The organism is Streptomyces iakyrus (genome assembly GCF_000717055.1).
In the GTDB taxonomy this organism is placed as follows: domain Bacteria; phylum Actinomycetota; class Actinomycetes; order Streptomycetales; family Streptomycetaceae; genus Streptomyces; species Streptomyces iakyrus.
The window spans coordinates 562055-581880 of the sequence record NZ_JNXI01000001.1; the positions used below are offsets into that span (position 1 = coordinate 562055).

General features: G+C 69.0%; 20 protein-coding genes. 4 read left to right on the plus strand and 16 right to left on the minus strand.

The window, feature by feature from the left end; genetic code table 11:
* Positions 1 to 20: 20 nt before the first annotated feature.
* From OO68_RS02515 to OO68_RS02530, 4 genes are all read right to left on the minus strand, one after another.
* Entirely contained in the window at positions 21 to 1226 is a 1206-nt protein-coding gene (locus tag OO68_RS02515; protein ID WP_033306385.1) for a hypothetical protein, read from the minus strand.
* Between the two features lie 99 nt (positions 1227 to 1325).
* Entirely contained in the window at positions 1326 to 1793 is a 468-nt protein-coding gene (locus OO68_RS02520; RefSeq protein WP_033306386.1) for a GNAT family N-acetyltransferase, read from the minus strand.
* Positions 1793 to 2083, minus strand: a complete 291-nt coding sequence (locus tag OO68_RS02525) for a helix-turn-helix domain-containing protein (protein ID WP_033306387.1) — start codon at positions 2081 to 2083, stop codon at positions 1793 to 1795. Before OO68_RS02525 ends, OO68_RS02520 begins: the two co-directional genes overlap by 1 nt.
* Entirely contained in the window at positions 2083 to 2580 is a 498-nt protein-coding gene (locus tag OO68_RS02530) for a DUF2975 domain-containing protein (protein WP_033306388.1), read from the minus strand. The genes OO68_RS02525 and OO68_RS02530 overlap by 1 nt, the downstream gene beginning before the upstream one ends.
* A 167-nt stretch (positions 2581 to 2747) precedes the next feature.
* Here OO68_RS02530 and OO68_RS02535 point away from each other — a divergent pair, with 167 nt between their 5' ends.
* Together OO68_RS02535 and OO68_RS02540 are read left to right on the plus strand one after the other, a co-directional pair.
* Positions 2748 to 3437 (plus strand): GAF and ANTAR domain-containing protein, encoded by a 690-nt coding sequence (locus OO68_RS02535; RefSeq protein WP_245236881.1) that lies wholly within the window; start codon positions 2748 to 2750, stop codon positions 3435 to 3437.
* A 421-nt stretch (positions 3438 to 3858) separates the two neighbouring features.
* Entirely contained in the window at positions 3859 to 4713 is an 855-nt protein-coding gene (locus OO68_RS02540; protein ID WP_078625137.1) for a helix-turn-helix domain-containing protein, read from the plus strand.
* Here the strand turns inward: OO68_RS02540 and OO68_RS43660 are convergent.
* Positions 4698 to 4964: a DUF397 domain-containing protein gene (locus tag OO68_RS43660; protein WP_078625148.1), complete on the minus strand. Its 267-nt coding sequence runs from the start codon at positions 4962 to 4964 to the stop codon at positions 4698 to 4700. The two genes, OO68_RS02540 and OO68_RS43660, sit on opposite strands and share 16 nt — an antisense overlap.
* Positions 4965 to 5189: 225 nt before the next feature.
* Between OO68_RS43660 and OO68_RS02545 the strand changes: the two genes are divergently transcribed.
* A complete protein-coding gene (locus tag OO68_RS02545) occupies positions 5190 to 5402 on the plus strand; it encodes a cytochrome c oxidase assembly protein COX20 family protein (protein WP_033306390.1) in 213 nt (70 codons plus the stop codon).
* A gap of 94 nt (positions 5403 to 5496) precedes the next feature.
* Positions 5497 to 6102, plus strand: coding sequence for a dihydrofolate reductase family protein (locus OO68_RS02550; protein ID WP_033306391.1), 606 nt, complete (start codon positions 5497 to 5499; stop codon positions 6100 to 6102).
* A 60-nt stretch (positions 6103 to 6162) separates the two neighbouring features.
* Here OO68_RS02550 and OO68_RS02555 read toward each other — a convergent pair whose 3' ends face one another.
* The 11 genes from OO68_RS02555 to folC form a co-directional block, all read right to left on the minus strand.
* A complete protein-coding gene (locus OO68_RS02555) occupies positions 6163 to 6573 on the minus strand; it encodes a hypothetical protein (RefSeq protein ID WP_033306483.1) in 411 nt (136 codons plus the stop codon).
* Between the two features lie 459 nt (positions 6574 to 7032).
* Positions 7033 to 8997, minus strand: a complete 1965-nt coding sequence (locus OO68_RS02560) for a TIGR03960 family B12-binding radical SAM protein (protein ID WP_033306484.1) — start codon at positions 8995 to 8997, stop codon at positions 7033 to 7035.
* An 87-nt stretch (positions 8998 to 9084) separates the two neighbouring features.
* Positions 9085 to 10590 carry a CYTH and CHAD domain-containing protein gene (locus tag OO68_RS02565; protein WP_033306392.1) on the minus strand — a complete coding sequence of 502 codons (1506 nt, stop codon included), beginning with the start codon at positions 10588 to 10590 and terminating at the stop codon, positions 9085 to 9087.
* Between the two features lie 55 nt (positions 10591 to 10645).
* A complete protein-coding gene (rodA, locus tag OO68_RS02570) occupies positions 10646 to 11848 on the minus strand; it encodes a rod shape-determining protein RodA (RefSeq protein ID WP_033306393.1) in 1203 nt (400 codons plus the stop codon).
* Positions 11845 to 14085: a penicillin-binding protein 2 gene (gene mrdA, locus OO68_RS02575; RefSeq protein ID WP_033306394.1), complete on the minus strand. Its 2241-nt coding sequence runs from the start codon at positions 14083 to 14085 to the stop codon at positions 11845 to 11847. Before mrdA ends, rodA begins: the two co-directional genes overlap by 4 nt.
* A 148-nt stretch (positions 14086 to 14233) precedes the next feature.
* A complete protein-coding gene (gene mreD / locus OO68_RS02580; RefSeq protein WP_033306395.1) occupies positions 14234 to 14902 on the minus strand; it encodes a rod shape-determining protein MreD in 669 nt (222 codons plus the stop codon).
* A 13-nt stretch (positions 14903 to 14915) separates the two neighbouring features.
* Entirely contained in the window at positions 14916 to 15863 is a 948-nt protein-coding gene (gene mreC / locus OO68_RS02585) for a rod shape-determining protein MreC (protein WP_033306396.1), read from the minus strand.
* A 144-nt stretch (positions 15864 to 16007) separates the two neighbouring features.
* Positions 16008 to 17027: a rod shape-determining protein gene (locus OO68_RS02590; RefSeq protein WP_004001297.1), complete on the minus strand. Its 1020-nt coding sequence runs from the start codon at positions 17025 to 17027 to the stop codon at positions 16008 to 16010.
* A 265-nt stretch (positions 17028 to 17292) separates the two neighbouring features.
* Positions 17293 to 17706, minus strand: a complete 414-nt coding sequence (gene ndk, locus OO68_RS02595) for a nucleoside-diphosphate kinase (protein ID WP_030836243.1) — start codon at positions 17704 to 17706, stop codon at positions 17293 to 17295.
* A gap of 65 nt (positions 17707 to 17771) precedes the next feature.
* Positions 17772 to 18128, minus strand: coding sequence for a DUF4233 domain-containing protein (locus tag OO68_RS02600; RefSeq protein WP_033306397.1), 357 nt, complete (start codon positions 18126 to 18128; stop codon positions 17772 to 17774).
* A 5-nt stretch (positions 18129 to 18133) separates the two neighbouring features.
* On the minus strand, positions 18134 to 19657 hold the full coding sequence (folC, locus tag OO68_RS02605) for a bifunctional tetrahydrofolate synthase/dihydrofolate synthase (RefSeq protein WP_033306398.1): 1524 nt from the start codon (positions 19655 to 19657) through the stop codon (positions 18134 to 18136).
* Between the last annotated feature and the right edge of the window lie 169 nt (positions 19658 to 19826).

Below are 19826 nucleotides of genomic sequence, written 5' to 3' on the forward strand. Positions count from 1 at the left end.
TGTCGCTTGCCCAGTGTCGTTCAGTCCTTCGTGAGAGCGGTCGTACTGCTACCAAGAGTACGTGGCTCGCGCCCCGAAGGTTCCCTCCGGTCGACCGGCTGCGGCTGCCGCGGCTCACCGAAGAGCATCCGCCGGAAGTCGGCGCGGGCCTGGCGCACGGATTCCCGGGCGGCGGCCAGCGCCTGCCGGGTGGCCCGCCGCACACTGCGTGCCGCCTCGGCGGCGGGCCGCAGGACGGCGTCCCGTACGACATGCCCGACGGGCGTCAGCACACTGCGGTACACCCACCGCACCGGTTCGACGAAGATCCACCGGAAGAGGGTGCCGAGCATGCGCCCGACGGCGAGGGAGATGTGCCCGGCGACGCGCCAGGCGTGGCCGAGGGCGTCCCACACCTCCCGCCCGATGACGGCGAGGACGCGTCCGGCCGGTGTGAGGATCCAGCGCCACAGGGCGAGCGCGGGCAGGACGAACAGGACGCGGGCGATCCAGTACAGGGCCGTGCCGACACCGGTGACGATCATGCTCAGCAGCCACACGAGCCCCTTGCAGCACCAGGCGACCGCGCGGCCGACGGGTGCGAGCACCCAGGTGTACAGCCAGCGGGCGGGTACGACGACGAGGTACCTCGCGAGCCACGCCACGGCCGTCCAGACGCCGAGGCCGAGCGCGGCGAGCCCGGCGCCTGTCCCCCTTAGTACCCACATCACCGCGTGTCCGACGGGCGTGAGCAGCCAGGCGTACACCCAGCCGAGCGCAGTTCCTAGGCCCTTGGCCATCCAGCCGACTCCGGCACCGACAGCCCGGGCCGCCCATGCGATCGCGTGCCCCACGGGGGTCAGCACTTGCCGGTAGAGCCAGACCAGGGGCACGACGACGAGGACGTTGCCGAGCCATCCGAGGGCCTTGCCCAGCGGGACGACGACGTAGCGCCACAGCCCCACGAACGGCCAGACGAACACCGCCCGCCCGAGCCACAGCAGCGCCCGGCCGAGGGGCCGGAGCAGGGTGTCGTTCAGGAACCGTCCGGCCACGACGAGCGCGTCCCACAGCATCCGCACGGGGACGACCAGGACGAGCACGATGATCCGCACGGGAATCCGGATCGCGACGGCCAGACACCCCTCCGGTGCGTCGGGCTCACGCCGTACCGTCGGCCCGGCCGGCCGCTCGCGCGGATCGACACGCGCCTCGGAACCCTCGCGGGGTCGCTTCTCCAGATCCATACCGTGGTAGACGCCTTCAGTGCCCCGTCCGGATCCAGCACCGCACAGTCCCGCCCCGTTCTCCCGCAGTTCCCCCGCCCAGCCGCAAGATCATACGGCTCATACGCGGGTGACCTGCGCCTGGAGCAGCCGGGGTGACCCCTGGAAGCCGCTGCGGGCGTACGCGGGGATGGCCCGCGGGCTGGAGTGCACGGTCACGCGTTCCAGTCCGAGCTCGCGTGCTCCGTCCAGGACGGCCTGGATGAGCCGCCCGCCCAGCCCGCCGTCCCGCGCCTCGGGTACGACGTACACGCACTGGAGATCGCCGGAGGCCCGCCGCGGCGCCCGGGGCGTGGGCACCCGCTGCACCACCGCGAGCCAGGCCATGCCGATGACCCGGTCGTCCCGGACGAGGACCATGCAGCGGTGGGAGTTCGCGTTCTCCCTGGCCCAGGTCACGAAGTGCCGTACGAAACCCTCACGTTCGCCGAGGTCCTCCGAGCCGTTCTCGACGAGCCACTCCCAGCGCAGGGTGGCCACCGCGGCGAGTTCGGCGGGCCGGGCCGGGCGGATACCGATGTTGTCCATCAGGCCATTGTCGAGTCGGCCGTCGGGCCGGACGCGGGGCCGGCCGTCGAGCCGGAGGCGGGACCGGCCGTGGGGTCGGCCGGCTCCTCCGTCTCCCAGCGCAGCAGATCCCCCGGCTGGCACTCCAGCACCTCGCACAACGCGGCGAGGGTCGAGAAGCGGACCGCCTTGGCCCGGCCGTTCTTGAGGACCGCCAGGTTGGCGGGGGTGATGCCGACGCGTTCCGCCAGTTCACCCACGGACATCTTGCGTTTGGCCAGCATCACGTCGATGTCGACGGCGATGGGCATCAGATGACCTCTTCCAGCTCGGCCTGCATCTGGGCCGCCTCGATGTCGCGCGCGACGGCCTGCGCGAGCAGCATCCGCAGCACGAGCACGATCAGGGCGACGCCCAGTACGGCCACGACGACCCCGCACAGCAGCAGGACCACCCCGGGAGCCACGGCCTCGCCCGGCGCGAGCACGACCGCGAGCGCGAAGACCAGCAGGGCGGCCGCCACGAACGCGCCGATCACGATGTGCACGTAGCGGAAGGCGGCGGTGGAGAACACCGTCCCGCGACGCACCATCGTCACCAGCCGCCACACGCAGACCACGACGACCTGGACCGTCACGATACCCAGAATCGTGATCACGAGGATCGGAGTGCGCAGATACGCGTACTCGGGCCTGAGCCCGTTCATGTCGACGGCCAGCAGCGGCACCATCACCCCCTGCACGAACAACGACCCCGCGAGCAGCACCACGAGCACCCCGCGCAATCCCGCCACGGCCAGCTTCCCCATCACCACTCCTTCGATCGAACCACGATGGAAATCTATCGAAACTCGATAGGCTTCGCAAGAAGGACCCGCAGGGAGGACGAACCCGGCATGCGGCTGCCGGGGTGTGCGACGCGTGACACCGTGGCAGGAGACATGCATGGCCAGCACTCGGACCGAGGAGGACGACAGTGGACTGGCGCGTGTTCGCACGGGAGATGGCCTCCATGGCGCGTGACCTGCTCGCCCAGGACTCGGTCGGCGCCACGCTCGAGCACATCACCAGAGCGGCCAGGGAGCGCGTGCCGGGGTGCGACGCGGCCGGCGTCCTCCTCCTCCACGGCAAGAGCGTGGAGACACTGGCGCCCACCCATGATCTGGTCGTCGAGAGCGACCGGTTGCAGGAGCGCCTCACGGAGGGCCCCTGCTTCGACGCGGCCCGCGCGAGCACCGGTGAACGCGTGTTCCGCATCGCCGACTTCACGGCCGAGCAGCCCCGCTGGCCCGCCTACGCCGAGCAGGCACGCGACCTGGGCGTGGGCAGCATGATGGGCTTCCTGCTCTACACCGAGGACGAGGATCTCGGCGCGCTCGACCTCTACTCGCACCGGCCGGGGGCCTTCACGGACGACAGCGAGACCGCCGGCTGGCTGCTGGCCTCACACGCGGCGATCGCCTTCTCCAGCGCGCGCAGCCACGCCCAGATGGAGCAGGCCATGGCCACGCGCCACGCCATCGGCGAGGCCATGGGCATCCTCATGGGCAGCCACCGCCTCACCGAGGACCAGGCCTTCGACGTGCTGCGCCGCTACTCCCAGGAGAAGAACGTCAAGCTGCGCGAGGTCGCCCGGCGGGTCTGCGAAGAAGGACGCCTGATCTGACGGCTCCCCCAGCACACATTCTGAACTGGGGGAACCTGACCGGGTCGGCCCCCCGGGGGAGCGTCGCCAACCGGGCCTGCTGAGCGGGTCCCCCGCAGAACGGGGCTCTCACCTCCCGGGGGCCCTGTTGCGCGATTTTTCGCATGAGCAAGGTGAGCGGATTCGGCAATTCCCGAGGGTTGGCGAACGGAAGTCACTCAAGCGAGTGAATGCATCGATCAAACGTCTCTGTGAACCGCATTAATGTTTCATTCTTCCTCACTCCCCCCGTGCATCTCTTCAGAGTTGGCGGCGCCAACGAAGAGCCGTGAGGCATAGTGACACCTGTCAAAAATCCGCGTAGCCTTGCGAAACTGGTCGTCTTGAACACGGTCGAAAAGCCTGGCGGCGGTACGACCTGTGGCACCAGAAGGAGAAGTCCATGCCCGATGCCGACCCGATGGTTTCCCGACACCGTCTGAGCTCAGAGCTTCAAGAGGCACGCAGAAAGGCGGGTTACACACAGCCTGATGTTGCTCGGGAGACGGGATGGTCCCTGTCGAAAGTCATGCGCTTGGAGTCAGGCAGGGTGAAGATCTCCATGACGGACCTCAAGGCACTGATCAGCTTCTACGGACTCTCGCCCGAAGCCGCGAAGGATTTGCGTCGGGTGGCGGAGGAGGCGCGACGGCAGCCCTGGTGGTACGAGTACCGTTCCCTGCTGTCGGAAGGGTTTCAGTCCTACCTGGGCTACGAGGCGTCCGCGTCCGTGATCCGTAATTTCGAGGCGCTGTTCATCCCCGGCCTGTTGCAGACGGAGGAGTACGCGCACGTCGCCCTGCAGCAGTCCGTGGTCCCGGAGAAGGAGGAACTGCTCGACCTCCGTATGAAGCGCCAGGAACGCATGCTGAGTGAACCCAAAACCGAGCTGCGGTTCCTGATCGACGAGGCGGCGCTCCGACGCGTAGTGGGGACGGCCGAGTTGATGGAAGCCCAGATCCGGCATCTGCAACAGGTCAGCGCACTGGATCACGTGAGCATCGGGGTGGTGCCGTTCAGCAGCGGCCTCTACCCACTGCTGCGTTCACCGTATGTCATCTTCGAGTTCGCCAAAGCCGATCAGGAACGGGTGGTGTACCTCGAGAATCCCGACGGAAGTGTCATCCTCAACAACAAGGCGATCGTCGGCGTGCAACGGAGCGTCGAGACCTATCTCGAAGCCTTCTGGGAAATCGAGAACCGCTACGCCCAGCCCATCACCGAGTGGAGTTCACAACATTCTCAGGTCGCGGCATAGCGGGAAAGAGAATCGACAAAATATGCCCACGCCGTGGAACCGACCGAGAAACAGGGACCTCCGGAAACTTTCGAATCCCTGACCATGACGGGACAACCTAAAGCGACTTCGACGCAGTTCTCACCGCCACTGGCGGAACTCCTCCGCCACTCCGATGTCGGATCCGGAAAGGTCACGACTCCCCCAATCCCGCACTGCGGCACCGACGGCACCGTCAGGCCGCCGGCCGTCAGTATGACGGCCGGAGCCATGACTGCCAAGGCCGCCGAATACCGATGACCTAGCGTCTTTTCGGCCAAGAACAGCAAGAACAAGAAGGGGAGCGCTCGGTCAGCCGGCAAGCATCGTCCGAGTACTCCCCCACCGCGAAGTAACCTCGTCCACTCGACTCAACCAGGAAGCCTCATGGCAGACAATAACGCGAGTTGTGTCACCGGCCTGGCCCCGCGAATAGAGAACCCGGGCGGAGGTACGTCATGACTCAGGTGCCGCCTCCTCCGGCCGGAGGCCTGTCGCAACGGGCCCTGCTCATCGTCATCGCCTTGCTGACCGGCCTGCTCACCGGCCTGGCGGCGGGCGTACTGGCCGTACTCCTGCACGCGACGATCCTCGGCGCGGCCACCTGGGCAGGGGGCACCTTCATCGCCATCACCATGCTGCTGTTCAAGATCTGCGAGCTCTTGCGGTGAACGGGTGGGGCTGAGCCAAGGCTTTGGCACAGCCGATGAGTTTCTGGCTCGCGGCCGGTCCAAGCTCGTGACACCTTTCGGAAAGGACACCGCCATGTCGGAGCTTCTCGTCGACTTCATCACCTCGCTCGACGGCTACGCCTCGGGACAGGGATGGCCCGGGTTCTGGGGCCTCGAGGGCCCGGAGTACCTCGCATGGCTCGGCGAGCAGCCCGAGGCCACCTACCTGATGGGAGCGAACACGTACCGCCTGATGTCGGGCTTCGCCGCAGGCGAGGTCCCGGAGGGCCAAGACGAGTTCAGGCCCGAAGAAGAGGCGTCCGTCGACGAGCTCACGCAAGCGTCCAAGGTGGTGTTCTCCTCCTCACTCGAGGAGCCACTGACATGGGCCAACTCCACGCTCGTCCGCGACGACGCCGTCGAGGCGGTCCGCGCCATGAAGTCGAGCGGCTCGGGGCTCCTCAGCACGATCGGCAGCCTCAGCCTGTGCCGCTCCCTGCTACGAGCCGGACTCGTCGACCGCTTCCGGGTCGTGATGTTCCCGGTGATCACCGGGGCCACGGGCGAGGAACGCATCTACGACGGCTATCCGGACGTTGCCCTCGAAATGGTCGAGCACCGCACCTTCGACGGCCGCATCCAGCTGGTCGAGTACAAGCCCCGTGTGCTCGAACACCCGCCGCTCGGCGCCCCTGCGTGACGTGGCCCGGCCCGCCGGTCCTCCGACTGGCACGGGTCTTCGACGGGCTCAACGACCTGCTCAGTAGCTGACAGTGCGGTTGAAGCTGGTGATGTTGAGTTTGATGCCCTCCACGGTCTTGAGCGTCGTGGGGAACTCACCCTCGGCGGTCTGGCCAGGTTGCACGTCGGTCTCCACTTGCGAGCCGTTCGCCACGCGAGTGCCGTCGGCGTCGACCGCCTCCCACTCCCATGAATAGTTGGACTTCTCGCTGCTGCTGTTCTTGATCGTCCAAACGAGCCAGATATTGGTGATACCGGCTTCTGAGCGGTCGTCCAGCTCGAAACTGGTGAGGTCGGCCCGTTCACCCTGGGGTGCCCGCGTCTGCTCCTGCGCCGTCTTCGTGGTGGGGGTCCGTGTGGACGCAGGAGTCGTGCTCTCATCGTCATCGCCCAGCGCGACCACCAGCACGACAATGAGGATGACGATCACTGCCGCCAAGGCGCCCACACACCCCCAAAGACAGCCACGCCTCCGCTGCTTCTTCTGCGGCGGCTCAGGCGGAGATGTCCAATGCCCGGAAGGGGGAGAACCATCGCCCGGACCTCCCCACCGAGGCCCGCTAGCAGGCGGCTCACTCGCTGCCATGTCGCCTCCTCCGTAGCGGATACCGCCACGCTAGGAAGCTGTGAGCCACCCCGCGAACGGAGAGCAGCCACTCAGGCGACAGCCGTCGCGTCCAGCCCTCCAAGGAGTAGTGGCGCTCAGACCCACTCCACCTCGGACTGAATCCCGGAAGAGCCTCCAGTAAGCGGCAGAGGCGTTCTCGAGGTGTCCCGAGCGAGCCCCTGCCGCCTGCCCTCAGAGCCGACCGCCCTCAGCACCGCCGTCCTGTCGTCCTAGCCGATGTCCGACAAGGCGTCGACGGTGCGCCGCAACGCGTCGCTCACCTCAGTGCGAGTGCCCGCTGGGCGCCGGCGCCGCGTTCTTGACCGTCAGGGGCAGCAGCTTCTTGCCCGTCGGGCCGATCTGGATGCTCGTGTCCATCTGCGGGCACACCCCGCAGTCGAAGCACGGCGTCCAGCGGCAGTCGTCGACCTCGGTCTCGTCGAGGGCGTCCTGCCAGTCCTCCCAGAGCCAGTCCTTGTCCAGGCCGGAGTCGAGGTGGTCCCAGGGGAGGACCTCCTCGTAGGTGCGCTCGCGGGTGGTGTACCAGTCGACGTCGACGCCGAAGGGGGCCAGCGCCTTGTCGGCGCAGGCCATCCAGCGGTCGTACGAGAAGTGCTCGCGCCAGCCGTCGAAGCGGCCGCCGTCGTCGTAGACCGCGCGGATGACCGCGCCGATGCGGCGGTCGCCCCGGGAGAGCAGGCCCTCGACGATGCCGGGCTTGCCGTCGTGGTAGCGGAAGCCGATCGAGCGGCCGTACTTCTTGTCGCCGCGGATCTTGTCCCGCAGCTTCTGCAGCCGGGCGTCCGTCTCGTCGGCGGAGAGCTGCGGGGCCCACTGGAAGGGCGTGTGCGGCTTGGGGACGAAGCCGCCGATCGAGACCGTGCAGCGGATGTCGTTGGAGCGGGAGACCTCGCGGCCCTTGGCGATGACCTTCGTCGCCATGTCGGCGATCTGCAGGACGTCGTCGTCGGTCTCCGTCGGCAGGCCGCACATGAAGTACAGCTTCACCTGGCGCCAGCCGTTGCCGTAGGCGGTGGCGACCGTGCGGATCAGGTCGTCCTCGGAAACCATCTTGTTGATGACCTTGCGGATGCGTTCCGAGCCGCCCTCGGGGGCGAAGGTCAGGCCCGAGCGGCGGCCGTTGCGCGTCAGCTCGTTCGCGAGGTCGATGTTGAAGGCGTCCACGCGGGTGGAGGGGAGCGACAGGCCGATCTTGTCGTCCTCGTAGCGGTCGGCGAGGCCCTTGGCGATGTCGCCGATCTCCGTGTGGTCGGCGGAGGAGAGGGACAGCAGGCCGACCTCCTCGAAGCCGGTGGCCTTCAGGCCCTGCTCGACCATGTCGCCGATGCCGGTGATGGAGCGCTCGCGCACCGGGCGGGTGATCATGCCGGCCTGGCAGAAGCGGCAGCCGCGGGTGCAGCCGCGGAAGATCTCCACCGACATGCGCTCGTGGACCGTCTCGGCCAGCGGGACCAGGGGCTGCTTGGGGTAGGGCCACTCGTCGAGGTCCATGACGGTGTGCTTGGACACGCGCCACGGAACCCCGCTGCGCTTCGGCACGACGCGGGCGATACGGCCGTCCGGCAGGTACTCGACGTCGTAGAAGCCGGGGACGTACACGCCGCCCGTCTTCGCCAGACGGAAGAGGAGCTCTTCGCGGCCGCCCGGGCGGCCTTCGGCCTTCCACGCGCGGACGATCGCGGTGATCTCCAGGACCGCCTGCTCGCCGTCGCCGATCACGGCGCAGTCGATGAAGTCGGCGATCGGCTCGGGGTTGAACGCCGCGTGGCCGCCGGCCAGGACGATCGGGTCGTCGACGGTCCGGTCCTTGGACTCCAGCGGGATGCCGGCCAGGTCGAGGGCGGCCAGCATGTTCGTGTAGCCCAGCTCCGTGGAGAAGGACAGGCCGAATACGTCGAAGGCCTTCACCGGCCGGTGGCTGTCCACCGTGAACTGCGGGACGTGGTGCTCCCGCATGAGCTCCTCCAGGTCCGGCCACACGCTGTACGTGCGCTCGGCGAGGACGCCCTGCTGCTCGTTGAGCACCTCGTAGAGGATCATGACGCCCTGGTTGGGCAGACCGACCTCGTAGGCGTCCGGGTACATGAGCGCCCAGCGGACGTCACAGGAGTCCCAGTCCTTGACCGTGGAGTTGAGCTCTCCGCCGACGTACTGAATCGGCTTCTGCACATGCGGGAGCAGAGCTTCGAGCTGCGGGAAGACCGACGCAGCGACTTCGGCAGGCATGTCGCGCACCTTCGTGAGCTGGACTGAACTGACAGGGGTGACCATCCAGACTAACGCGATCGCGGGGCGCCTCCGTACGCCGGAAGGTCAGAGGTCCGTCGCACCGTCCTTGATCCCGTCCCAGACCCCGGGCAGTTCGGCCTCCACGCGGACCGCCCGCTGCTCCTCGCGCTCGTGGAGCAGGCCGTAGGTGAAGGCGCTCTCCCCCGCGGCGTGGGCGACCGCCGACAGCTCGCGCAGGGTCTGGCGGGCCATCACGCTGTCCTGGTGTTCGCCGAGCAGGTTCTGCAGCGCCTTCATGGACTTGACCATGGTCTTGGCCCGCTTGCCGAGGACGGGCTCGGCCGCCTCCGCGGCGTAGCGGGTGCGCTTGGTCTTCTTGCGGGCCTCGTGCAGCGCGACGTCCCGGTCGGTGCCGGGCTCCAGGTCCGCCGCCCGCCGGATCAGCCCGGACACCTTGCGGAAGTCCTTCCGTACGGCCTTGGCGATCGGCTTGCGGGGCGCCTTGCCGGCCGCCTTCAGCAGCGGTGGGTCGGCGATCAGCGCGTCCAGGGTGTCGAGGAGGGTCAGGTAGCGGCGGGAGTCCAGGACGCCGAGGAGGTGGCCGCGGGCCCCTCGGTGCTCGGCGCTGGACCAGGAGTGCAGGCGTTCCGCGACCGGGCCGCGGACCAGACTGTCGGGCACCTCGTCGAGGGCCGCGGTCAGCCGGTCGGTCAGCACCTCGCGGTCCCGGTCCAGGCCCAGCTCGCCGGCGAGCCACTTCAGCTCGTCGCCGACGGGGTCGGTGACGGTCCGGTCGAGGATCTTGCCGAACGATTTGAAGGTGCTGCGCAGCCGGCGGGTCGCCACGCGCATGCTGTGCACGGAGTCCTCGGCGTCCCGGCGCACGGCGGGGTCGAGCTCGACGATGGCGTCCCGCTGGGTGCGCACGTAGGCGAGCACGTGGTCCGCGGCGGTCACCGGTTCCCGGGCTGGCGGGGTCCCGCGCCGCTTGCCCGGTGCCGTCTCCTCCAGGGCGCGGGCCAGCTTCGACGACGACGCCGAGGGCCGTACGCCCGCCTTGCGCAGCCGCTTCTCCACCTTGTCGAGGAGGGCCGGGTCTCCCCCGTCGGCGAGCTCCACCTCGATCTCGGTCCACCGCGCCTGTCCGCCGCGCCCGGTGAGCCGCTCGGCGTGCACGGTGTCCACGCTCACCTCGGCGAGCAGCCGGCGGTCCGCGTCGAGCAGATGGCGTACGTCGCGGTCGGAGCGCAGCCGGACCACCGGCAGCAGCTCGCCGTCGCGGACCCGGGAACGGACCAGCGCGGCGAGGTCGTCGGGGAGGGTGTCGGAGAGCGGGGCGTGGATCTCGTCGCGGACGCCCGGGGCGACCGGGAACTTCAGATGCCAGCCGGCGTCGGAACCGCCGGTGCGGCGGCGCAGGGTGACGGACGACGCCGCGAGGCGTTCGTCACCGGTGTCGTAGTAGGTGGCGTCGAGGTGGGCCACACCCTTGTCGACGACGGCCGCGACCCCGGTGACTCCGGTCAGGTCGGGCAGTCCGGCATCCGCCGACTCGTACTTCCGCTCGATCTCGCGCTTGCTGTCCGCCATGCAGCGAATCTAGTCGGCCGGGGCGCGGGGCGGCAGAGGGCCACCCCGCGCGGCGTCAGGCCGACATCGGTCGTTGCACCCGGATCGACTGGAGCAGCCCGACCGCTATCCACACGGCGAACATCGATGATCCGCCGTAGGACACGAACGGCAGGGGCAGGCCGGTGACCGGCATGATGCCGAGCGTCATGCCGACGTTCTCGAACGTCTGGAAGGCGAACCAGGCGACGATGCCGGCGGCCACGATGGTGCCGTAGAGGTCCGTGGTCTCCCGGGCGATGCGGCAGGCCCGCCACAGGACAATGCCGAGCAGCAGGATGATCAGGCCGCCGCCGAGGAAGCCCAGCTCCTCACCTGCCACGGTGAAGACGAAGTCCGTCTGCTGTTCGGGGACGAACTGGCCGGTGGTCTGCGAGCCGTGGAAGAGGCCGGAGCCGGTCAGGCCTCCCGAACCGATGGCGATGCGGGCCTGGTTGGTGTTGTAGCCGACACCGGCCGGGTCGAGTGCGGGGTTGGCGAAGGCGGCGAAGCGGGCGATCTGGTAGTCGTCGAGCACCCCGAGCTGCCAGACGGTGACCGCGCCGAGGGTGCCGGCGCCGAGCAGGCCGAACACCCAGCGGTTGGACGCCCCGGAGGCCAGCAGCACGCCGAGCACGATGATGACCATCACCATGACCGACCCGAGGTCGGGCATCAGCATGACGATCAGCATGGGGACGGCGGCCAGACCGAGGGCCTGCACGACCGTGCGGTGGTCGGGGTACTGCTTGTCGCCCGCGTCGACCCGGGCCGCCAGCAGCATCGCCATGCCCAGGATGATCGTGACCTTGACGAACTCCGAGGGCTGGAGCGAGAAGCCGCCGGGCAGCTTGATCCAGGAGTGGGCGCCGTTGATCGTGGACCCGAGCGGGGTCAGCACCAGCAGGATCAGCAGCACGGAGAAGCCGTAGAGGACGGGCACGGCCGTGCGCAGGGCGCGGTGGCCGAGCCAGACCGTGCCGGCCATCAGCGCGAGGCCGATACCGGTGTTCAGGAGGTGCCGGACGAGGAAGTAGTACGGGTCGCCCTGGTTGAGTTCCGTGCGGTTGCGGGTGGCCGAGTAGACGAGGAGCGTGCCGAGCAGCGACAGGACCGTCGCCGACAGCAGGATCGGCCAGTCGAGCCGCCGCACCACAGAGTCGCGGGCCAGCAGCCGCGTCCAGCCGGAGCGCTCGGGCCCGTAGCCGGAGACCTGGAAGCTGTTCACACCGCCGGTCATGCGAGGCACCTCCGGCTTCCCCGGCGGCGGCGCCTTCGGGTGTCACGGTTCTCCGGCGTCGGCGGGGCGGCCGTGGCCGGCTGGAGCGGGTCCGGGGCGTTCGGGTCCTTCTTCTTGGCCTGCTGGTCCTTGGCCGGGTCCTTGGAGACCTTCGGGGAGGCGATGGTGCCGTCCGTCTTGACCTTGGGCAGGGCCTTCTGCGGGGCGGGCAGCAGGGCCTTCTTGGAGTCGATGTCGCCGTCCTCGGAGACGCCGTACAGCGCGTTGTAGATGTTGCGGACGGCGGGGCCCGAGGCGCCGGAACCCGTACCACCCTGGGAGATCGTCATGACGATCGAGTAGTCCTTGGTGTACGTGGCGAACCAGGAGGTCGTCTGCTTGCCGTAGACCTCCGCCGTACCCGTCTTGGCGTGCATCGGGATCTTGTCCTGCGGCCAGCCGCCGAACCTCCAGGCGGCCGTACCGCGGGTGGCGACTCCCGCGAGGGCTTCGTCTATCTCGTCGCGCGTCTTCTGCGTCATCGGCAGCTTGCCGTGCGACTCGGGCTTGATCGGCGTGACGGTCTTGCCGTCGGCGCTGATGACGGCCTTGCCCACGGAGGGGTTGTAGAGGGTGCCGCCGTTGGAGATGGCCGAGTAGATGGTGGCCATCTGGATGGGCGTGACGAGGGTGTCGCCCTGGCCGATGGAGTAGTTGACGGAGTCACCGGCGCGCAGGCGGTTGCCTTCGAGGCAGTTCTCGTAGGCGATCTTCTCGGCGTAGCTGCCGTTGCGCTTGCCGGTGCGGCACCAGACGTCCTTGTTGGCCTTCCAGTAGTCCAGCTTCCACTTGCGGTCGGGGACGCGGCCGGTGACCTCGTTGGGCAGGTCGATGCCGGTCTCCTTGCCGAGGCCGAACTGGTGGGCGGTCTTGTAGAACCAGTCGTTGGCGTTCTTCTTCGGCTTGGTGCCGCCGTCGCGCTTCCACTCCTCGTGGGAAAGGGCGTAGAAGACGGTGTCGCAGGACACCTCCAGGGCGCGGCCTAGGCTGATGGCGCCGTGGCTCTGGGACTCGAAGTTCTTGAAGACCTGGCCACCGATGGAGTACGAGCTGGAGCAGTTGTAGGGGCCGTTGAAGGAGTACCCGGCGTTGACCGCGGCGGCCGTCGGGATGACCTTGAAGATGGAGCCGGGCGCCGACTGGCCCTGGATGGCGCGGTTGAGCAGAGGGTAGTTCGAGCTCTTGCCGGTCAGGCGTGTGTAGTCCTTGGCGGAGATGCCGCCCACCCAGGCGTTCGGGTCGTAGGTGGGGTTCGAGGCCATGGCGACGACGCGGCCGGTCTTGGCCTCCATCACCACCACGGCGCCGGAGTCGGCCTTGTAGTTGGTGCCGGTGTTCCGGTCGTGCTGCTTGCGGGCTTCCTTCATCGCCTCGTTCAGCTGGTACTCGGCGATCCGCTGGACCCGGGAGTCGATGCTGGTGACGAGGTTGTCGCCGGGGTGGGCCGGGTCGGCCTCGGCCTGGCCGATGACCCGGCCGAGGTTGTCGACCTCGTAGCGGGTGACGCCGGCCTTGCCGCGCAGTGCCTTGTCGTACTGGCGCTCCAGGCCGGAGCGGCCGACCTGGTCGGAGCGGAGATACGGCGAGTTGGTGTTCTGCGCCTTCTTGATCTCCTCGTCGGTGACCGGCGAGAGGTAGCCGAGGACCTGGGCGGTGTTGGCCTTGCCGGGGCTCGGGTAGCGGCGCACGGCCTCCGGCTCGGCGGTGATGCCGGGGAAGTCCTCGGCGCGCTCGCGGATCTGGAGGGCCTGCTTGGGGGTGGCCTCGTCGGTGATGGGGATGGGCTGGTAGGGCGAGCCGTTCCAGCAGGGCTGCGGCGTCTTGGCGTCGCACAGCCGGACCTTCTCCTGGACCTCCTTGGGCGTCATGCCCAGGACCTTGGCGAGCTTGGTGAGGACTTCCTTGCCGTCGTCCTTCATCTTCAGCAGGTCGGTGCGCGAGGCGGAGACCACCAGCCGCGTCTCGTTGTCCGCGAGGGCCACGCCCCGGGCGTCCAGGATCGAGCCCCGGACGGCCGGCTCGACGACCTGCTGGACGTGGTTGCCGGAGGCCTCCTTGGCGTAGGCGGCGCCCTCGCGGATCTGGAGGTACCACAGGCGCCCGCCGAGGGTGAGCAGGAGGGAGAGGACGAGGACCTGGATGACGACGAGCCGGATCTGGACCCGTGGGTTCCGTCCGGTCTCGGGAATGTTGGTCACTGCGGCTGCCTCCCCCTCTCGGTGCGCGTACGGGTGTGCGGAGCCGGCGGTCTGCCGGGGCACGTGTGTGCGGTGTCGAGTGATGAACGCCCGGCCCACGAGCCGGCGTTCCTACCGGACCGACCCGTTCGGGTGAACTTCCCTGCGTTCACAGCCGCTTGACCCCCTTGATGCGCCCGGCGCGTGCCATCCGCGCCCGGGCGGCCTTCACGCGCAGCCCGTTGCGCTGACTGCCGATCTTCAGTCCGGTGCCGCCGGAGAGCCAGCCGGTGGAGATGTCGGTGGCCTTGGCCGAGGTCGACTCGGCGAGCGGATCGTTCTCGGCGCGCCGGGCCAGGGCCATGATCCCCGGCACGACGAAGGGGGCGAGCAGCAGGTCGTACAGGGCGGCCGTGAACAGCAGGCTGCCGAGGCCCACATGGCGGGCGGCGGTGTCCCCGACGAGGGCGCCGACCCCCGCGTACAGCAGGGTGGAGCCGACCGCGGCGGCGACCACCACGGCCATGGGGCCGGTCGCGGACTTCAGCTGGCCCGTCTCCGGTTTCACCAGGCCCGCGAGGTAGCCGATGACGCACAGCACCAGGGCGTAGCGCCCGGCGGCGTGGTCGGCGGGCGGGGCCAGGTCGGCGAGCAGGCCCGCGCCGAAGCCGACGAGGGCGCCGCCCACGTGCCCGTACACCAGCGCGAGGCCGAGGACGGTGAGCAGCAGCAGATCGGGCACGGCGCCGGGCAGATGCAGGCGGGCGAGGACGCTGACCTGGATCACCAGGGCGACGACGACCAGGGCGGAGGAGAGCAGGATCCGGTTGACGCGCATGGGGTGACAGCTCCTACTGCTCTTGCTGGTTCTGGCCGTCCACGGGCGCCTCGGGGGACGGCGTCACGGTCACCGTCACCGTCGGCCTCGGGGTGGGCTTGGGCTTGGGCGGGAGGACCGTGTCACGCGGGTCCTTCTTCGGGGCCTCGACGACGACACCGACGATGTCGAGCTTGGTGAAGGCGGCGTACGGCGTGACGTACAGCGTGCGGGTCAGGCCGCCGCCGGAGGGGTCCACGCGGGAGACCACGCCGACGGGCACGCCGGGCACGAACGGCCGGTCGGCCTGCGAGCCGAAGGTGACCAGGCGGTCGCCCTTCTTCACCTCGGCCTTGCCGTTGAGGAGTTCGACGCGCAGCGGGCGGTCGCCCTGCCCGGAGGCGAAACCGAGTTCGTCGCCGGACTCCATACGGGTGCCGACCGTGAAGTCGGGGTCGCTGGCCAGCAGGACCGTGGCGGTGTTGGGGCCGACGGTGGTGACCCGGCCGACGAGCCCGTCCCCGTTCAGGACGGTCATGTCGCGCTTGATGCCGTCCTTGGCGCCGACGTCGACGGTGATGGTCCAGGAGAAGCCCTGCGCGGCTCCGATGGCGATGACCTCGGCGCCCTTGATGCCGTACTGGCCCTGGCCGGCGATCTTCAACATCTTGTCGAGCTGCTTGAGGCGGCTGCGGCTGCGGTCGTCGCTGCCGAGGCGCGCCTTCAGGGCCGCGTTCTCCTTCTCCAGCGTGGCGAGCCGGTCGTGCCGTTCACCGGAGTCGCGGATGGCGGAGACCGCGTTGCCGACCGGGTCGACCGCGGCCGAGACGCCGCTCTCGATCGGGCCGAAGACCGTTGCCGCGCCCTGCCGGGCACCGTCGACGGGCGAGTCCTCCCCACCGCGGATGTCCACCGTGATCAACGCGAACGCGATGGCGATCAGCAGCACCAGGAGCAGCCGGCTCTCTCGTGTGTCCCTCACGTGCGGCGGCCGTGCCCTTCCTCATAGGAATTCGGGAAGCCCCAGGGAAACCCGAGGGGCTGCTTTGTGGGAGCTTATGCCTCTATATCAACGATCCGCCGTACGAGAGGAGATCGTCCCGTACGGCGGAATCGAAGAGTTACGTCATCTGCGTGGCTGGGCGTCCAGCACCTGCTGGAGCGCCTCGAACTCCTCGACGCACTTTCCGGATCCGAGCGCCACGCTGTCCAACGGGTCCTCGGCGATGTGGATCGGCATGCCGGTCTCCCGGCGCAGCCGCTCGTCGAGACCCCGCAGCAGCGCCCCGCCGCCGGTCAGAACGATTCCCCGGTCCATGATGTCGCCGGACAGCTCCGGCGGACACTTGTCGAGGGTCGTCTTGACGGCGTCGACGATCGCGTTGACCGGCTCCTCGATCGCCTTGCGGACTTCGGCGGCGGAGATGACCACGGTCTTCGGCAGTCCGGAGACGAGGTCCCGGCCGCGGATTTCGGTGTGCTCGTCGGAGTCGAGGTCGTACGCCGAACCGATCGTGATCTTGATCTGCTCGGCCGTGCGCTCACCCAGCAGGAGGGAGTACTCCTTCTTGATGTGCTGGATGATCGCGTTGTCCAGTTCGTCGCCCGCGACACGGATGGACTGGGCGGTGACGATGCCGCCGAGGGAGATGACCGCGACCTCCGTGGTGCCGCCGCCGATGTCGACCACCATGTTGCCCGTGGCCTCGTGGACCGGCAGGCCGGAGCCGATGGCCGCGGCCATGGGCTCCTCGATGATGTGCACCTGACGGGCGCCGGCCTGGGACGACGCCTCGATGACGGCGCGGCGCTCGACGCCCGTGATGCCCGAGGGCACACAGACGACGACCCGCGGACGAGCCAGATACCGCCGCTTGTGGATCTTCAGGATGAAGTAGCGGAGCATCCGCTCGGTGATCTCGAAGTCGGCGATCACGCCGTCCTTCAGCGGACGCACGGCAACGATGTTGCCGGGCGTGCGCCCGATCATCTTCTTCGCTTCGGCACCGACCGCGAGGATGCCACCGGTGTTGGTGTTGATCGCGACGACGGACGGCTCGTTGAGTACGATCCCGCGACCCCTGACGTACACCAGCGTGTTGGCGGTCCCGAGGTCGACAGCCATGTCACGGCCGATGAACGACATTGAGTTCCCCATCAGGATTCGTCTGGCCTTCCCACTGGCTTTTGAGGGCTTTTCAGGTAGGCAAAGGTGGGTGCTGTGACGTGAAGGCTTCCATCGTAGACGCGCCTTCGCGAACACTGCGGGAGGGTCTCCGCCATTGTCAGCAGATGCCGTGCGGGTTCGCTTGTGGAGACGGGCGTTCGGGGGCGATCGTTCCCTCGATCGGCACGTATATGCCAGGAAAGTCCGGGAGCGGCGCTCCCGGACTTTGCCCGCCCTTCGCGCTTTAGGCGCGACCCGGGAAGAAGATCTTCACTTCTCGCTCCGCGGACTCCTCGGAGTCGGAGGCGTGGATCAGGTTCTCCCGGACGATGACGCCGTAGTCGCCGCGGATGGAGCCGGGGGCGGCGGCGATCGGGTCGGTCGGGCCGGCGAGCGCGCGCACGCCCTCGATGACCCGCTCACCCTCGACGATCAGCGCCACGACCGGACCGGAGGCCATGAAGTCCACCAGCGGCTCGTAGAAGGGCTTGCCCTTGTGCTCGCCGTAGTGCTGCTCCAGGGTGTCCTGGTCCAGGGTGCGCAGCTCCAGCGCGGTGATCGTCCAGCCCGCCTTGCGCTCGATGCGGCTGATGATCTCGCCGGTCAGGCCTCGACGGACGGCGTCGGGCTTGAGGAGGACGAGGGTGCGCTGGCTCACTACGGGCTCCTTGTGCGTGAAGGTTTAGCGGTGGGACGAGGTTACCCGGCGTGTCGGGGCGAGCGTCACGCAGCGTCAGGTGTGGAGGAACCCGCCTGGTCCGCGAATCTCGCCTTCGCCTCGTCCACCTTCCGGCCGTAGTGCACCGACGCCCACCACAGGGCCGCGAAGATCGCCCCCAGGAAGTACATGGTCGGCACGATGAACCCCGACGCGATGAGCGCGATCTGCAGCGCCCAGCCGAGGGCCACCCCGCCCGGGCGCGTCACCAGGCCGCACAGCACCAGACACAGGAACATCGCGGTGCCGCTGACCGTCCACACCGTCGTCATGGACAGGTCGGGATCCTTCATGGCGACCAGACCGGCGAACCCGATGACGAAGAACTCGCCGATCAGCGTCGAAGAACAGAGCGTGCGCACGGAACTCAGCCCTTCCCCAGGAGCAGTCGGGCCTCGCCGACGGTGATGACGGAACCGGTGACGAGCACACCGCCGCCGGAGAACTCGCCCTCCTCCTCGGCCAGCGTGATGGCCGCCTCCAGCGCGTCGGGCAGCCGCGGCTCGACCTGGACGCGCTCCTCGCCGAACACCTCCACGGCGATCCCGGCCAGCTCGTCGGCGTCCATCGCGCGGTGGCTGGAGTTCTGCGTGACGACGACCTCGGCGAACACCGGCTCGAAGGCCTCCAGCAGCCCCCGGACGTTCTTGTCGCCGCTCGCACCGACCACGCCGATGAGACGGCTGAACTGGAACGCCTCCCCGATCGCCTCGGCTGCCGCCCGGGCACCGGCCGGGTTGTGGGCGGCGTCCAGCACGACCGTCGGCGACCGGCGCACGACCTCCAGACGCCCCGGCGAGGCGACGGCCGCGAAGGCCTTGCGGACCGTGTCCAGATCGAGCGCGTCGGCCCGCTGCGCGCCGACGCCGAAGAACGCCTCGACGGCGGCGAGCGCGACGGCCGCGTTGTGCGCCTGGTGCGCGCCGTGCAACGGCAGGTACACCTCGGGGTACTCGCCGCCGAGCCCGCGCAGCGTCACCAGCTGCCCGCCGACGGCCACCTGCCGCTCGACGACACCGAACTCCAGGCCCTCCCGGGCCACCGTCGCGTCTACCTCGACGGCCTTCTTCAGCAGCACCTGCGCCGCGTCGACCGGCTGCTGGGCCATGATGACCGTCGCACCCTGCTTGATGATGCCGGCCTTCTCCGTGGCGATCTCGGCGTGCGTGCTGCCCAGCCGGTCGGTGTGGTCGAGGTCTATGGGCGTGACGACGGCGACGTCCCCGTCGATCACGTTCGTCGCGTCCCAGGAGCCGCCCATGCCGACCTCGACGACGGCCACGTCGGCAGGGGCGTCGGCGAACGCCGCGTACGCCATGCCGGTGAGCACCTCGAAGAACGACAGCCGGTACTCCTGCTGCGCGTCGACCATCTCCACGTACGGCTTGATGTCCTGGTACGTCTCGATGAACCGCTCGGGCGCGATGGGGGCGCCGTCGAGGCTGATGCGCTCGGTGATCGACTGCACGTGCGGCGAGGTGTAGCGGCCGGTGCGCAGCTCGAAGGCGCCGAGCAGGGCCTCGATCATGCGGGCCGTGGACGTCTTGCCGTTGGTGCCCGTGATGTGGATCGACGGGTACGACCGCTGCGGCTCGCCCAGCACGTCCATCAGCGCGGCGATACGGCTGACGGAGGGCTCCAGCTTCGTCTCGCCCCAGCGGGTGGCGAGCTCGGTCTCGACCTCGCGCAGGGCCTTGTCGACCTCGGGGTCGGCGGGGCGCGCAGGGACGTCGGCGTCGGGCGGGCCGCCCTGGGTGCGCAGGGTTCGGCTGCCGGCCTCGATGACCGCGAGGTCGGGGTCGCGGGTGGTCTCCTCCGCGATGATCTCGTCGAAGGCGTTGAGGGGGTCGGGCTGGTCGTCGGCGTCGTGGTCTGGAGGGAGCTCGCTCACGGGGCCAGTCTACGGAGCGGGGGTGACATCGGTGGGGGGTGGTTTGTGTCGTGCCTTGTCTGCGGGTTTGTGGGGGCTTGTCGCGCCCACGCGGCGGAGCCGCACATCGATACAGCCCCGCGCCCCTGAAGTGCGTGCGGGCCCCGGCGCTGACCAGCACCGGGGCCCG

Coding starts and splice junctions, on each gene's coding strand:
- OO68_RS02525 (WP_033306387.1), bottom strand. CDS start 2,083: ATGCCCATCGCCGTCGACATCGACGTGATGCTGGCCAAACGCAAGATG.
- OO68_RS02540 (WP_078625137.1), top strand. CDS start 3,859: ATGCCCGATGCCGACCCGATGGTTTCCCGACACCGTCTGAGCTCAGAG.
- OO68_RS43660 (WP_078625148.1), bottom strand. CDS start 4,964: ATGGCTCCGGCCGTCATACTGACGGCCGGCGGCCTGACGGTGCCGTCG.
- OO68_RS02545 (WP_033306390.1), top strand. CDS start 5,190: ATGACTCAGGTGCCGCCTCCTCCGGCCGGAGGCCTGTCGCAACGGGCC.
- OO68_RS02515 (WP_033306385.1), bottom strand. CDS start 1,226: ATGGATCTGGAGAAGCGACCCCGCGAGGGTTCCGAGGCGCGTGTCGAT.
- rodA (WP_033306393.1), bottom strand. CDS start 11,848: ATGACCGGCGGTGTGAACAGCTTCCAGGTCTCCGGCTACGGGCCCGAG.
- OO68_RS02565 (WP_033306392.1), bottom strand. CDS start 10,590: ATGGCGGACAGCAAGCGCGAGATCGAGCGGAAGTACGAGTCGGCGGAT.
- OO68_RS02560 (WP_033306484.1), bottom strand. CDS start 8,997: ATGCCTGCCGAAGTCGCTGCGTCGGTCTTCCCGCAGCTCGAAGCTCTG.
- OO68_RS02520 (WP_033306386.1), bottom strand. CDS start 1,793: ATGGACAACATCGGTATCCGCCCGGCCCGGCCCGCCGAACTCGCCGCG.
- mreD (WP_033306395.1), bottom strand. CDS start 14,902: ATGCGCGTCAACCGGATCCTGCTCTCCTCCGCCCTGGTCGTCGTCGCC.
- OO68_RS02590 (WP_004001297.1), bottom strand. CDS start 17,027: ATGTCGTTCATCGGCCGTGACATGGCTGTCGACCTCGGGACCGCCAAC.
- OO68_RS02550 (WP_033306391.1), top strand. CDS start 5,497: ATGTCGGAGCTTCTCGTCGACTTCATCACCTCGCTCGACGGCTACGCC.
- OO68_RS02530 (WP_033306388.1), bottom strand. CDS start 2,580: ATGGGGAAGCTGGCCGTGGCGGGATTGCGCGGGGTGCTCGTGGTGCTG.